A 12,750-nucleotide genomic window follows, 5' to 3' on the forward strand; every position below is an offset into this window, starting at 1 on the left:
GAGGCAGAGCGCGTCAGATGTGGGATCGACGGTTGCAAGGCAAATAGGCAATCATCGAGCGGAAGCAGCGTATGACGCCTGAAGGCCACCACCATCGCTTCCTCACCCGCACTCAAAACCGTGGAACTGGGTTCAGTTGGCCCAGTCTTGCGATCTTCTAAAGGGCCCCGCCCAAAACCTGAATCATTGGGGATTCCCTTGAGGCTGAGATTGTGATTCATCCTTTTCAGGAGGACGGATCATGTCAGCACCTTTGCCGAATGAACTTCGAGGGCGATTTCAGCGATATATTGAAGAAGGGTTAAGCGGGCGGGCCGCGGCGTTGCGCCTGAAGCTTTCGCCTTCGACAGGGGCACGATGGTTGCTTGCGATTCGTCGCACTGGTCAAGCGCGGGCTGCACCCCAGGGCCGACCAACGGGCAAGGGGAAACTCGATCCGCATCGTGCCTTCCTTACTGAGATCATTGACTAGGATGCGGATATCACGATGCCCGAGCTGGACGCGGCTCTGTTTGAGACAACCGGTGAGCAGGCGCATCCCAATTCCATCGGCAAGTTCCTCCGTAAGCTTGGGTACACGTATAAAAAAGACATTGGTCGCCACCGAACGCCTGCGTGCGCGGGTAAGGAAACGGCGCGCTGATTGGGAACAGCGGCGCATGCCCCCGATGCGCGCAGCCCCAGAACGACTTGTGTTCACTGACGAAACTTCGGTGAAGACGAACCTGACGCGACAGCGGGGGTGAGCACCGTGCGGCGACCGGCTGGTGATGGATGCGCCGTTCGGGGCTTGGGGTACGCAAACCTTCATTGCCGGGCTAACGGCGGATGCCATGATCGCACCTTGGATGATCAAAGGAGCGATGGACGGCCCGGCAATCGCGGCCTACGTCGAAAAGGTGCTGGTGCCTGAACTCACCCCCGGAACAGTCGTCATTCTCGACAACCTCGCCACTCACAAAAACGCCGAGGCAGCCAAAGCCATGCGCGAAGCCGGGTGCTGGTTCCTATTCTTGCCGCCGTACAGCCCGGACCTCAACCCGATTGAATTGGCCTTCTCCAAACTCAAGTCTCGCCTGCGCCGCATTGGGGCACGCAGTTTCACTGAAATGTTCGCGGCAATCGCTGAGATTTGCGATCTGTACGCACCCGAAGAGTGCTGGAACTACTTCAACGCCGCCGGATATGTCTCAAGTTAAAGGCGGGGTGCTTTAGCGTCTCGCGCTTACGCCACTTGGCAACAGTGTTGACATTGATCCCAAGTTCCCGGCTTGGCGCCACGTTCGTAGCTTGCGATCGCTGTATTGCTGCTCTGACGGCGTGCTTGTCGTCGCGTTCCCATGACGAACTTGTCCCATAATGCTTCCTTCCGTTCCAAAGAATAGATCGCACCATCGAACCATGGGACCAAACACCTAGAGAAAATATGGGCCTCTATGCTTCATTTAACCAAATTTTGGCGGAATCGATATCAGCAACGGCAAATGTACGAAGCTGTGCGCGCGTAAAGACAGCAACTGCACTGATGACATTTTGATCCACGCCTGGTCCGCGACCACACCATTACTCGAAAAATCCTTCATACCTGCCATCCCAAGGCGGGCATCGCCACATGTCGTTCTTGCTGTGAAGCACTTGTAGTCAGGGTTAAAGATATGAGGCAGGTTTGACTCGCTGAGCGGCTCCACTTGAGTGGTCCTATTTGACAGTTTGCGGTGAATGTCGCGTTCTTCGTCGTCATGAATACTTCCTCCATCCCAATTCAGGGAAATCCAGAAATTGTCCTGAGAGTTCGTACTAGTCCACTCTAAATGCTCGAATAATGGCAATCCAGCATGGTGAGTAGTCTACTTGCCCACATCGATGCTACGCTCTGCCAGAAATTCCTATACATCTCGACAAGACAGCCCAAGGCGGCAAGATCAAGGTACTGCGCACTGGATTACCGCTGTCGGAAACCGATGGCGATTGAAAAGACTGCGCACCATCGCTGGCGTCCCCAAAACGGACTTGGCTACAAAGCTGCGTGTTTCTGCAAATTATCGAAACAGACCCGTAATGAGTGTATGTGGTTGTAACGTAATATAGGCGCGAAGTGTTCGCACATCTTACATCCAGTCAGGAGTGCAGGATAGAAACATGATTACTTCTTGACGTTTTCCAGATCCCCCTCTTACATTTGTTAAATATTATCGCGCGAGACTTTTATAGTCAACAGGAGTCAAGATGGGTCACTCGAAGATTCGAAATATGGAAGAATTTGCTGCAATAAGCGGAATTTCCCGTCCGACAGTGTCCAAGTACTTCAACGACCCGGAGAGCGTTCGCAGTTCGACGCGGGCGAAAATCGAAGCCGCGCTTAAAAAACATGACTACCAGCCCAACGTGTTCGCAATGAACCAGAATAGACGCACGACAAAGAACATAGGTGTCGTGGTCCCAAATCTCGCCGACCCGTTTTTTACAGAAATTGCAAGGCGTATTGAGCTGGCTTGCATAGATGCGGGGTATAGCCCCATTGTGCTCAGTTCGCACGGCAGTGCGGCAATGGAACGGGACAACTTGCATTCTCTGAGAGCCCTCAAACCAGCGGGCGTCCTGCTCGCGCCGTTCGGACGGATGTCAGACAAAGAGGCGGTTCAGGCGTTCGACCAAGATTTTCCTCTCGTTCTGTTTGACGCCAACATGAGTGATATCGGTCAGGCTTTTTTTGGAACAAACAATTTCCAGAGCATCGATCTCATGGTGGAGTACTTGTGCCGCAGTGGCGACGCGCCCTGCTTCTTCGAGATGAAGTCCCCGTCAAACCCGAATGCCCACAAGCGCCACCAAGCCTATATTGAAAGCATGGAACGTCGAGGACTTGGGCCACGCGTTTTTCAGGCTGACGGCGAAGGCTGGAGTATAGAAGAAATTGGCAGCATCGAAGGCGGGCGACTGCTATCTTCCAATGCTTTTACAACCAACACAATTCTGTGCAGTAATGATCGCCTTGCAATTGGATTGCTATCGGCAGCCTATAGTCTTGGCCTGCGCGTTGGGCGTGGCAAAAACTGCGACCTTCGGATTGCAGGCCATGACGATCACCCGTTTTCCAGATTTACCTGCCCATCGCTGACGACAATTGCGCAAGACTACGAGTCGATCGCGAATCGTGCCGTTAGCGAACTTTTTGAATTGTTAGAGCATCAAGAACGCCTCTCTGAACGCACAGAGACTACATTTGAAGGGCGTCTAATTATGAGAAATTCAGCCTAACATATTGTATTTAAATGAATTATAGATTTTTCTTTACGCGAGACAATTTTTAATTGACTACGCGTCATCATTTTGAGTAACCTACCAACATCACCCAACTAGGAGGAGATTTGGGATGTCTATCAAGAAAGCACTTTATGCTGCCACGGCAGTTTCGCTTTTCATGGCGGGCGGCGCAGTCGCTGACGGCCATACGAAAGAGCTGACAATCGCGATCGTGAACAACGGTCACATGATTAACATGCAGAAAGTTGCAGAAGCGTATACCGAGGAAACCGGTGTTGCTTTGAAATGGGTTTCGCTGGAAGAAGGCGTTCTGCGCGAGCAAGTACAGTCCGACACAGCAACCGGTGGTGGCCAGTACGACGTCATCAACATCGGTATGCAGGAAGCACCTATCTGGGGCGCTGCTGGCTGGATCGAGCCGCTGAACTTCGGCGCTGATTATGACGCCGACGACATTTTGCCTGCAATCCGTGCTGGTCTGTCCCACGAAGGCACCATGTATGCGGCACCTTTCTATGGCGAAAGCTCGATGGTTATGTACCGCAAGGACTTGACCGACGCAGCTGGCGTATCCATTGCTGACAACGACAGCTGGGACAACGTGAAAGCAGCCGCGGCTGCGATGCACGACCCTGACAACGGTGTTTACGGTGCATGCTTGCGCGGTAAGCCAGGTTGGGGTGACAACATGGCGTTCGTCACAACGATGGTTAACTCCTTCGGTGGTGCTTGGTTCGACAAAGACTACAAACCAACCATCAACTCTGACGAGTGGAAAGCAGCTATCAACTTCTACGTTGATCTGCTGGGCAACTACGGCCCTCCCGGCTCCGAAGGTAACTCCTTCAACGAAATCCTTGCTCTCTACAACGAAGGCAAGTGCGGCATGTGGATTGACGCCACAATCGCGGCATCATTCCTGACAGTTGACGGCGTAGCATACGCTCAGTCGCCAAACGCCGGTAACCCAGTTGGTGCAAACTGGCTGTGGGCATGGGCAATGGCCGTACCTGCGGGCACCGAAAACGCTGACGAAGCAAAAGCGTTCATCGAGTGGGCAACTTCGAAAGAGTACGTCCAAGCCGTTGGTAACCACCCTGATTTCGGCTGGGCAAAAGTCCCAACTGGTCAGCGTGCCTCCACATACGCTCTGCCTGAGTTCCAGGCTGTAGCTGGCTTTGCCGCCGCCGAGATGGCAGCGATCGACTCTGCCGCGCCTCAAGCGACAGACCTGAAGCCATACGTTGGTGTTCAGTTCGCAGCGATCCCGGAATTCCCAGAAGTGGGTTCTGCCGTCGCACAAGAAATCGCTGCGGCTCTGTCCGGTGCCAAATCGGTTGACGACGCTCTGGCGGCTTCGCAAGCAGCAGCTGAAGCAATCATGACCGAAGCAGGTTACTAAAACATTCGGAAGGCCCGGCCGGTCTGGGCCTTCCACCCCACTAACCTTGCTGACATCGCGGCTGTTGTTAATAGCCAGCCTGCCAGCACCGCAAAACCCGAACATTCCTAGAAGATTAAAAACATTGCAAGCATTTTGCTTTGCAAGGGGGCTATAAGTCATGTCTAACAGAACGCTTCCACGCCTGCTTCAATCACCAGCAGTTATACTGCTACTGATCTGGATGCTGGTCCCGTTGTCGATGACTCTCTACTTTTCGTTTATTCGATACGTGCTGAACAGCCTGCGCCGTCCCGAATGGACATCACCGGCGCTAAGCAACTGGCGCGGTTTTGGTAACTATGAGTTTGTTCTAAAGTCCAAAGATTTCCTTTTCGCAATTCAGAACAGCCTGCTCATTGTTTGCAGCATTCTATTCCTGACAGTGATCCTAGGCGTCTTGATCGCCGTGCTGATTAACAAGTCCTTCCCGGGACAAGGGATAGTCCGGGTTCTTCTGATTTCCCCGTTCTTTGTGATGCCTGCGGTGAACGCGGTATTGTGGATCAACATGATCCTTGACCCGGTTCTGGGACTGCAAGGTATCGCGGTGGCCGGACTCAACGAAATGATCGACGGGCTTCGGACCGCACCCCTTATCGGAGGATTCTTCAACTTATGGCCTGAAATCAATCCGATTTCGTTCCGTGCCACGCAGACATCCGCCTATGCCGTGATCATGATGGTAACCTGGCAATGGACACCCTTCGCGGTTCTGATCTTGATGACGTCTCTGCAGTCAGAGGATCAGCAGCAGAAAGAAGCCGCAATTTTGGATGGGGCTAGCACATGGTCGCAGTTCCGCTTCCTGACACTGCCGCATCTGGGACGGCCCATCGCGATTGTGGTGATGATCCAGGCGATCTTCCACCTGTCGCTATACGCCGAAATCGAAATTGTAAGCCGGGGCAACGGTAACAAGAACTTGCCCTATTTGATCGGTGAATTTGCCAATAACAACATTGGTGCAGCCAGCGCCACCGGCATCTTCGCAGTAATCCTAGCCAACATTGTAGCGATCTTCTTGCTGCGCGCGGTTGGCAAGACATTGATGGAATAGGAGGAAATCACATGGCTATCGTTGCACAATCCTCGAAATACGGAAAAACCGGTCGGACCATTCTGGCCTGGGCTGTCGGGCTCATATTCTTCTTCCCCATTTTCTGGCTGGTCCTGACCAGCTTCAAGACGGACGCAGATGCCGTGAAACCTGAATACCTGATCTGGTTCACTCCGACGCTCGAAAACTACACGAACATGACGGAGAACTATGACTACTGGCGCTTTGCGGCCAACTCGGTCATCACTTCCGTGTTCGCAACCGTATTTGCGCTCGCTGTGGGCATTCCGAGTGCCTATGCCATGGCATTCAATCCAACGCGAGCGACCAAAGACGTGCTGATGTGGATGCTTTCGACCAAGATGTTGCCTGCCGCTGCAGTACTGTATCCGATGACCTTCCTCACCAAAAGCCTCGGTTTGTTTGATACGCATTTTATGGTTATTTTGGTCCTGTGCCTAATCAACCTACCAATCGTGATCTGGATGCTTTTCACCTACTTTAAGGAAATTCCGAAAGACATCATCGAAGCAGGTCAAATGGACGGTGTGAATACATGGGGTGAGATTCGCGAAATCCTGATCCCACTGGCATGGGGGGGTATCGTCTCAACCGCGCTGCTGTGTTTCATCTTTTGCTGGAACGAGGCCTATTGGACCGTTCGGTTGACCACTACAGAAGCGGCAACGCTCTCTAAACTCATCGAAGGCAACCGCGCACCGGAAGGCTTGTTCTTTGGACGCCTCTCCGCTGTCTCCGCAGCTGCCGTAGGTCCGATCATCGTATTGGGCTGGTTCTGTCAAAAACAACTGGTCCAAGGTCTCACCTTTGGCGCGGTCAAATAACTCGGGAAATAGGAAAAGATCATGGGACGTATTGTACTTGAAAAAGTAACCAAGAGCTTTGGAGACACACAGGTGATCCCGCCCTTGGACCTGACTATCGAAGACGGTGAGTTTGCCGTTTTTGTTGGCCCCTCTGGGTGTGGTAAATCCACGTTGTTGCGTGTCATTGCAGGGTTGGAAGACGCCACCTCGGGCAAAGTCCTCATCGACAATGAAGATGTCACTGAGGTCTCCCCTTCAAAACGCGGGCTGGCTATGGTGTTTCAATCCTATGCGCTTTACCCGCATATGACCGTGCGAAAGAACATTGCCTTCCCAATGCGGATGGCGGGTATGAGCGAAGAAGAGCAGAACAAGCGCATTGAAGCCGCAGCTGAATCGCTGAACTTGACCGATTATTTGGACCGCAAACCGGGCCAACTATCCGGTGGCCAGCGCCAACGTGTCGCCATTGGGCGTGCCATTGTGCGCGATCCATCAGCCTTTTTGTTTGACGAACCATTGTCGAACCTTGATGCCGCCCTTCGGGTTGGCATGCGTCTTGAGATCACCGAGATGCACGAGCGCATGAAGACCACGATGATCTACGTGACACACGATCAGGTGGAAGCGATGACTATGGCCAACAAGATCGTTGTGTTGCGAGCTGGTGTGATCGAGCAGGTTGGCAGTCCGCTGGAGCTTTATCACCGCCCCTGCAACAAATTTGTGGCTGGCTTTATCGGCAGCCCGAAGATGAACCTGATTGAAGGGACTGAGGCCAAAAAGCACGACGCAGAAACCATTGGCATCCGCCCCGAGCATGTCGAAGTTTCGAAAACCGACGGCTTGTGGAAGGGCACCGTTGGTGTGGCGGAACATCTAGGTTCAGACACTTTCATCCACATTCATGGGATTGAAGGCTGTGACCCGATGACAGTGCGCGCGGCAGGCGATATCGACGTCAAGCACGGCGACATCGTTTATCTGACACCCGATGCCACGCAGATTCACAAATTCGATGACAAAGGTCTGAGGATCGACTGATGCAGCTGGCTGGCAAAACAGCCCTAATCACAGGGGCCGCCCGAGGAATCGGGCGGGCCTTTGCGGAAGCTTATATCCGTGAAGGCGCCCGTGTCGTCATCGCGGATATCGACGCGGCGCGCGCTCTTGAGACCGCGGGCGAGCTTAGTGACATGGCGCTGGGCGTGATGATGGATGTTACCGATCAGGCCAGCATCGACGCTGCCATCAACGCAGCAATTGGCGCCCTTGGTGGCATCGACATTCTGATCAACAATGCAGCCCTCTTTACCGCCGCACCTGTTGTTGAGATCGAGCGCGCAGATTTTGACCGCGTTTTTGACATCAACGTCTCAGGCACCCTCTTTACCATGCAGGCCGTCGCTCGTCACATGATAGAACGCGGTCAGGGTGGCAAAATCATCAATATGGCCTCTCAGGCTGGACGGCGCGGCGAACCACTGGTGGCGGTTTACTGTGCGACCAAGGCCGCGGTGATCAGCCTCACGCAATCTGCGGGGTTGGACCTGATCAAACACGGCATCAACGTCAATGCGATCTCACCAGGTGTGGTGGACGGAGAACATTGGGACGGCGTCGATGCGTTCTTTGCCAAATATGAAGACAAGGCGCCAGGCCAAAAGAAACAAGAAGTTGGTGCCGCCGTGCCCTTTGGGCGCATGGGCACACCGGATGACCTGACGGGCATGGCCGTCTTTCTTGCAAGCGACGCGGCGAACTACATCGTTGCGCAAACCTACAATGTGGATGGTGGACAATGGATGAGCTGATCTCTCTATCGAACTCGACACTTGAGCAATTGACCGTCGAGCGTCCCCGCTACGACCGTGCTTTGCTCACCCCCGGTATCGTGCATATCGGAGTTGGAAATTTCCACCGCGCCCATCAAGCATGGTACCTGCATCGCCTGATGCAGGCAGGCCAAGCACAGGATTGGGCGATTATCGGCGCAGGCGTGCGCCCCTACGACGCCGCGATGCGGGAAAAACTGCTGGTGCAAGACTGCCTGACCACGCTGATCGAACTTGATCCGAAGAACGTGTCAGCCGAAGTGGTAGGGTCGATGATCAACTACCTGCCCATTGAGGAAGGCAACGCTCCACTAATCCGCCAGATGACAGACCCGGCCATACGCATAGTCGCCATGACCGTTACCGAAAGCGGTTATTACGTTGACCCCGTCAAGAAAAGCTTTGACGTTGCTCATCCTGATCTGGTCTTTGACGCAGCCCACCCGGATACGCCCCGTACCGCTTTCGGTGCGATCGTTGCAGCCATGCGCCTGCGCCGCGACGCTGGTTATTTGCCGTTTACCGGCCTCAGTTGTGACAACCTGCAGGGCAACGGTGATATCATGCGTCAGACCGTCGTGTCTCTTGCACGGATGTCTGATCCCGAACTTGCTGAATGGATCGACACCAATGCAACCTTCCCAAACTCAATGGTCGATTGCATCGCCCCAGCGACTGGCCCAAACGAACTAGACTTGGCTGCGAATTTCGGGATCAAAGACGCCGCAGTGGTAACCCACGAAGCCTACCGCCAATGGGTCATCGAAGACAAATTCTGTAGCGGACGCCCAGAATGGGATCGGGTGGGCGCAACCTTCTCGAACGATGTCCATGCTTACGAGACCATGAAGATCCGAATCCTCAATGCTGGTCACCAGATTATAGCCAATGTAGGCGAGATCCTCGGTATCGAAACCATTGCCGAATGCATGGAAAACCCCGGCATTTTGGCTTTCTTCGGCAAAGTTCAAAGAACCGAAATCGCACCAACGGTCTCCTCAGTCCCCGGCAAGACATCAGTAGACTATGTGAACCTTATCGAAGAACGGTTCTCGAACCCACGGATTGTCGATACGACAAAGCGGGTAGCATTCGACGGTTCCGCGCGTCACACGGGCTTTGTCCTACCTATTGTGCGCGATCGGCTTTCAGCCGGGCGCTCCGTGGAGGGTCTTGCTCTTGTGGAAGCACTATGGGCACGCATGTGTGCTGGCAACCGAGAAAATGGCAGCGTGATTGAAGCGAACGATCCAATCTGGGAGGATTTGACTAGAATTGCGCAAGATGCGAAGGCCCGACCGGCTGCGTGGCTGGAGCAGAGCAAGATCTATGGCGATCTGTGCGATTCTCAATCTTTCTCAGACGCATTTTGCAAATGGCTTCCGTTAATCTGGAGTCAAGGTTGCGAAGCTTGTTTGTCTGAGTACATCGTGTCTTCGCGAGTATAAGCGTCCTTCTGAATTACTTTTAGCTGAATACTATCGACGGCTGTGTCGCAAAATTTCCGATTTGATAGGCAATAGAGGTGAGCCTCCCGCTTTTGAAGTGGTAATAGGTGGTCCAACATTTTCGACCAGTTTGCAGCTTTGTTAAGATGGATCAGGATTTCACACCAGGCTGCTAATCTCATTGGTTCTTTTTGCTCGCATATGCTTCGTCAGGGGTCAAGATTCCTTGGGTCGAGTGCGAACGTTCGGCGTCGTAATAAGTCAGCCATATTCCGATGCCCACTTTCTCTTCTGAGCCCTTTTAAAGGCATGCAGATAGACGCATTCATACTTCAGAGACCGCCAGAGCCGCTCTATTATGCGGTTGTCACGCCACGCGCCTTTCCCATCCATGGTGATCTTGATATTTGCGTCGGTCAGCACGTCGATTCAGCCCCAGATGGTGAACTGTGGATCTGACACGGCTTCGCGCCGGCCCAAGCGCTCGTTTAAGCCACCTTCCTTTCGAAGGCGACAGGGTTTTTCCAGCTCAGTGCTGAGTGGCGGCGTCGCGGATTGTAGAACCCATTGATGTACTCAAAGATCGCCATCTCAGCTTGCCTGCGGGTTTCCCAAGTTTCGCGCCAGATCAGTTCAGCCTTGATCGTCTTGAAGAACGTTTCGACAGCGGCGTTGTCATAACAATTACCCTTCCCAGACCTCGATATGTTGAATCGGGCTGGCGTAAGATTTTCTGATAGTCGTGCGAACAATATTGTGACCCACGTTCCGTGTGATGAATGCAGCCTTTGGGCGGTTGCCGGAAAGCGATAGCCATCTTCAACGCCCGGATCGCGAGGTCGCGCTTCATGCGGTTGCTGACGGCCCAACCGATCACGCGCCGAGAATGCAGGTCGAGAATGTCGGCAAGATATAGCCAGCCTCCACGCGTCCAGATGTAGGTAATGTCACCAGCCCACTTCTGATTTGGCTGATCCGCTGTGAAGTTCCGATCCAAAAGGTTTAGCGCGATGTTAAACTTGTGGCCGCTATCCGTCGTAGCCTTATGTTTGCGCGTTCTGACGACCGATATGCCGTTCTGGCGCATCAAACGCCCCAAACGGCGGTGACCAACGTTCAGGCCGATCTCCTTCAACTCTTCTGTCATCCGAGGCAGACCATAACTGCCCAGGCTGAGACGCTACTGTTCTTTGATATGCGCTAATGTGACCAAATCAGATCGTTGTCGGCGACTGGCAGGACGGCTGCGGAATGCTCGCAAGCTACGAGAACTGACGTTCATGACACGACACATCCGGCCAATGGAAAACGTAGATTGGTGCTCCTCGATGAACTTAAACCTCACGGCTTTTGGCTCGCGAAGAACACCGTGGCCTTCCTAAGAATCAGCCACTTCGGATGGGACAGGTTCCAACGCAAATCCCAACGATTTGGCCCGACGTTGTAAATTGCTCAAAACACGCCGTCTGTGTCGTTCATCGTATGCAGCTGCGCCTTGATCTTGATAGGTCATGCCTTCGCGGATTGCGTTGTAGAAGAGGACTGCGATCTTGCGGGCCGTTGCCGTCACCGCTTTCTGTTTACCGATCCGTGCTGAGAGGCGCCGATAGAACGCACCCAAGGCCGTGCCACTTCGGCCAATCGTCACGGCTGCCAATCGCAAAAGGGGTGCGGCACGGCTTGAAGATCGGCGTGTCTTTGAGGACAACAACTTGCCTCCGGAGATTTTATTGCCCGGCGCGAGGCAAAGCCATGATGTGAAGTGCTTAGCGCTCTTCCATGCTCGCAGGTTCGTACCGTATTCGGCCATCAACTTCAATGCCAGTGACGGACCAATGCCATGGATTTGCGTCAATCTAACCCAAGTACGCCGTAGAGAGCAGCTCGAACATCAAATGCCGGAGCGTTGTGCTGCCTGCCCTTGATCCGCGCTTTGGGGAGGGGATCCTGCTTTCCGTCCCCCTTACTGTCAAAGTGTTGACCGCCGCTTCAAGCTTGCTGTCGCCGGCCGCAATCTGGGCTTTGTAAAAATCGTAGAGTTCAAGGGACTGTGTCAGCGTGAAAACATGTTCGTCACGGTCGTTGCCGACCAGGGCGGTCTTGATCGTCTTGACTGAGGTTTTGCATCGGATATCGCGGTACGTGGCCAAGACTTCAGCGTCACGTTCCCCTGCAACGATGGCACGGATGATCTTCATCCCTGTAGCGCCAGTAATGTCGGAGACAACATGATGCAATTGCAAGTTCATCTCCATCAGTGCCTTCTGCATGTGCTGAATGTGGCAGCCGAATACTCGGTCAGGCCTTCGCGTTGGCGCATGTACGCACGTAAGGTGGCAATCTCTGCCTCAGGGCGGAAGCTTCCGTGCAACAGGCCATAGGAATGCAACTGTCGTAGCCAACTCGCATCGCTCACATTGATTTTGCGCCCCGGTTCATTTTTGGGATACCGGTGTTCACAAGGATGACCTCAAATCCATGCGCTTCCAAAATATCAAAAGCCGGGATCCAGTAAACACCTGTCGATTCCATAGCTACTGTCGTGACACCGCAAGACTGGAACCAGTCGGCAAGATCATGCAGGTCTTGGGTAAATGTCCCGAACGCGCGTACAGTTGTCGCAGCGACATCAGCGATCACCGCTGCCATATGCATTGTGGAGCAAATATCGACGGCTGCCGCAGTTGGATTGACCAACTTCGAATCCGGGTGGCCGCCGGTCTTACGCTTTGTCATGGCGTCTCCTCCGCTTTGATCGAACGGCGTGGGCCATGCAAGTTCGTCATCTTCCTAACCGGGATCACCGCAATGGCAGCGTCACCACTCTGAAGTGCGCATCAGCCCATGTGCCACGTTTTTTAACAGGGTCAGAACC

Annotated in this window: 11 protein-coding genes and 4 pseudogenes; 9 read left to right on the top strand and 6 right to left on the bottom strand. The window is 53.6% G+C overall.

The features are described from left to right. Positions 1-2: 2 nt before the first annotated feature. Positions 3-221 (bottom strand): annotated as a pseudogene (locus tag ABJI08_RS07660) (hypothetical protein); the annotation flags it as partial. Between the two features lie 266 nt (positions 222-487). Between ABJI08_RS07660 and ABJI08_RS07665 the strand changes: the two are divergent. The 9 genes and pseudogenes from ABJI08_RS07665 (at position 488) to ABJI08_RS07705 (ending at position 9,875) form a co-directional block, all read left to right on the top strand. Next, positions 488-643 carry a hypothetical protein gene (locus ABJI08_RS07665; RefSeq protein ID WP_348401230.1) on the top strand — a complete coding sequence of 52 codons (156 nt, stop codon included), beginning with the start codon at positions 488-490 and terminating at the stop codon, positions 641-643. Between the two features lie 118 nt (positions 644-761). Continuing rightward, positions 762-1,199: pseudogene (locus ABJI08_RS07670) on the top strand (transposase); the annotation flags it as partial. A 1,027-nt stretch (positions 1,200-2,226) separates the two neighbouring features. Then, a complete protein-coding gene (locus ABJI08_RS07675) occupies positions 2,227-3,258 on the top strand; it encodes a LacI family DNA-binding transcriptional regulator (RefSeq protein ID WP_348401231.1) in 1,032 nt (343 codons plus the stop codon). Positions 3,259-3,373: 115 nt separating this feature from the next. Beyond that, complete coding sequence (locus ABJI08_RS07680; protein ID WP_348401232.1) at positions 3,374-4,666, top strand: sugar ABC transporter substrate-binding protein; 1,293 nt, start codon at positions 3,374-3,376, stop codon at positions 4,664-4,666. Between the two features lie 160 nt (positions 4,667-4,826). Beyond that, on the top strand, positions 4,827-5,765 hold the full coding sequence (locus ABJI08_RS07685; RefSeq protein ID WP_348401233.1) for a sugar ABC transporter permease: 939 nt from the start codon (positions 4,827-4,829) through the stop codon (positions 5,763-5,765). 11 nt (positions 5,766-5,776) lie between these two features. Then, a complete protein-coding gene (locus ABJI08_RS07690; protein ID WP_348401234.1) occupies positions 5,777-6,610 on the top strand; it encodes a carbohydrate ABC transporter permease in 834 nt (277 codons plus the stop codon). Between the two features lie 21 nt (positions 6,611-6,631). Beyond that, the gene (locus ABJI08_RS07695) at positions 6,632-7,636 is read left to right on the top strand and encodes an ABC transporter ATP-binding protein (RefSeq protein WP_348401235.1); all 1,005 of its coding nucleotides are present in this window, start codon (positions 6,632-6,634) and stop codon (positions 7,634-7,636) included. Then, the gene (locus ABJI08_RS07700; protein WP_348401322.1) at positions 7,633-8,406 is read left to right on the top strand and encodes an L-iditol 2-dehydrogenase; all 774 of its coding nucleotides are present in this window, start codon (positions 7,633-7,635) and stop codon (positions 8,404-8,406) included. The genes ABJI08_RS07695 and ABJI08_RS07700 overlap by 4 nt, the downstream gene beginning before the upstream one ends. Then, on the top strand, positions 8,394-9,875 hold the full coding sequence (locus ABJI08_RS07705; RefSeq protein ID WP_348401236.1) for a mannitol dehydrogenase family protein: 1,482 nt from the start codon (positions 8,394-8,396) through the stop codon (positions 9,873-9,875). Before ABJI08_RS07700 ends, ABJI08_RS07705 begins: the two co-directional genes overlap by 13 nt. Before the next feature lie 178 nt (positions 9,876-10,053). Here ABJI08_RS07705 and ABJI08_RS07710 read toward each other — a convergent pair. The 5 genes and pseudogenes from ABJI08_RS07710 to ABJI08_RS07730 form a co-directional block, all read right to left on the bottom strand. Further along, positions 10,054-10,298: pseudogene (locus ABJI08_RS07710) on the bottom strand (integrase core domain-containing protein); the annotation flags it as partial. A gap of 65 nt (positions 10,299-10,363) precedes the next feature. Next, positions 10,364-11,253 (bottom strand): annotated as a pseudogene (locus ABJI08_RS07715) (IS3 family transposase); the annotation flags it as partial. Further along, positions 11,254-11,685 carry a transposase gene (locus ABJI08_RS07720; RefSeq protein WP_348401323.1) on the bottom strand — a complete coding sequence of 144 codons (432 nt, stop codon included), beginning with the start codon at positions 11,683-11,685 and terminating at the stop codon, positions 11,254-11,256. It abuts the pseudogene before it with no gap. 46 nt (positions 11,686-11,731) lie between these two features. Then, positions 11,732-12,145, bottom strand: coding sequence for a hypothetical protein (locus tag ABJI08_RS07725; RefSeq protein ID WP_348401237.1), 414 nt, complete (start codon positions 12,143-12,145; stop codon positions 11,732-11,734). A gap of 142 nt (positions 12,146-12,287) precedes the next feature. Beyond that, positions 12,288-12,611 (bottom strand): transposase, encoded by a 324-nt coding sequence (locus ABJI08_RS07730; protein ID WP_348401238.1) that lies wholly within the window; start codon positions 12,609-12,611, stop codon positions 12,288-12,290. Positions 12,612-12,750 lie beyond the last annotated feature (139 nt).

The sequence above is a fragment of the Shimia sp. genome, assembly GCF_039969785.1.
Lineage (GTDB): Bacteria > Pseudomonadota > Alphaproteobacteria > Rhodobacterales > Rhodobacteraceae > Shimia.

Coding starts and splice junctions, on each gene's coding strand:
- ABJI08_RS07665 (WP_348401230.1), top strand. CDS start 488: ATGCCCGAGCTGGACGCGGCTCTGTTTGAGACAACCGGTGAGCAGGCG.
- ABJI08_RS07675 (WP_348401231.1), top strand. CDS start 2,227: ATGGGTCACTCGAAGATTCGAAATATGGAAGAATTTGCTGCAATAAGC.
- ABJI08_RS07680 (WP_348401232.1), top strand. CDS start 3,374: ATGTCTATCAAGAAAGCACTTTATGCTGCCACGGCAGTTTCGCTTTTC.
- ABJI08_RS07685 (WP_348401233.1), top strand. CDS start 4,827: ATGTCTAACAGAACGCTTCCACGCCTGCTTCAATCACCAGCAGTTATA.
- ABJI08_RS07690 (WP_348401234.1), top strand. CDS start 5,777: ATGGCTATCGTTGCACAATCCTCGAAATACGGAAAAACCGGTCGGACC.
- ABJI08_RS07695 (WP_348401235.1), top strand. CDS start 6,632: ATGGGACGTATTGTACTTGAAAAAGTAACCAAGAGCTTTGGAGACACA.
- ABJI08_RS07705 (WP_348401236.1), top strand. CDS start 8,394: ATGGATGAGCTGATCTCTCTATCGAACTCGACACTTGAGCAATTGACC.
- ABJI08_RS07720 (WP_348401323.1), bottom strand. CDS start 11,685: ATGGCCGAATACGGTACGAACCTGCGAGCATGGAAGAGCGCTAAGCAC.
- ABJI08_RS07725 (WP_348401237.1), bottom strand. CDS start 12,145: ATGCAGAAGGCACTGATGGAGATGAACTTGCAATTGCATCATGTTGTC.
- ABJI08_RS07730 (WP_348401238.1), bottom strand. CDS start 12,611: ATGACAAAGCGTAAGACCGGCGGCCACCCGGATTCGAAGTTGGTCAAT.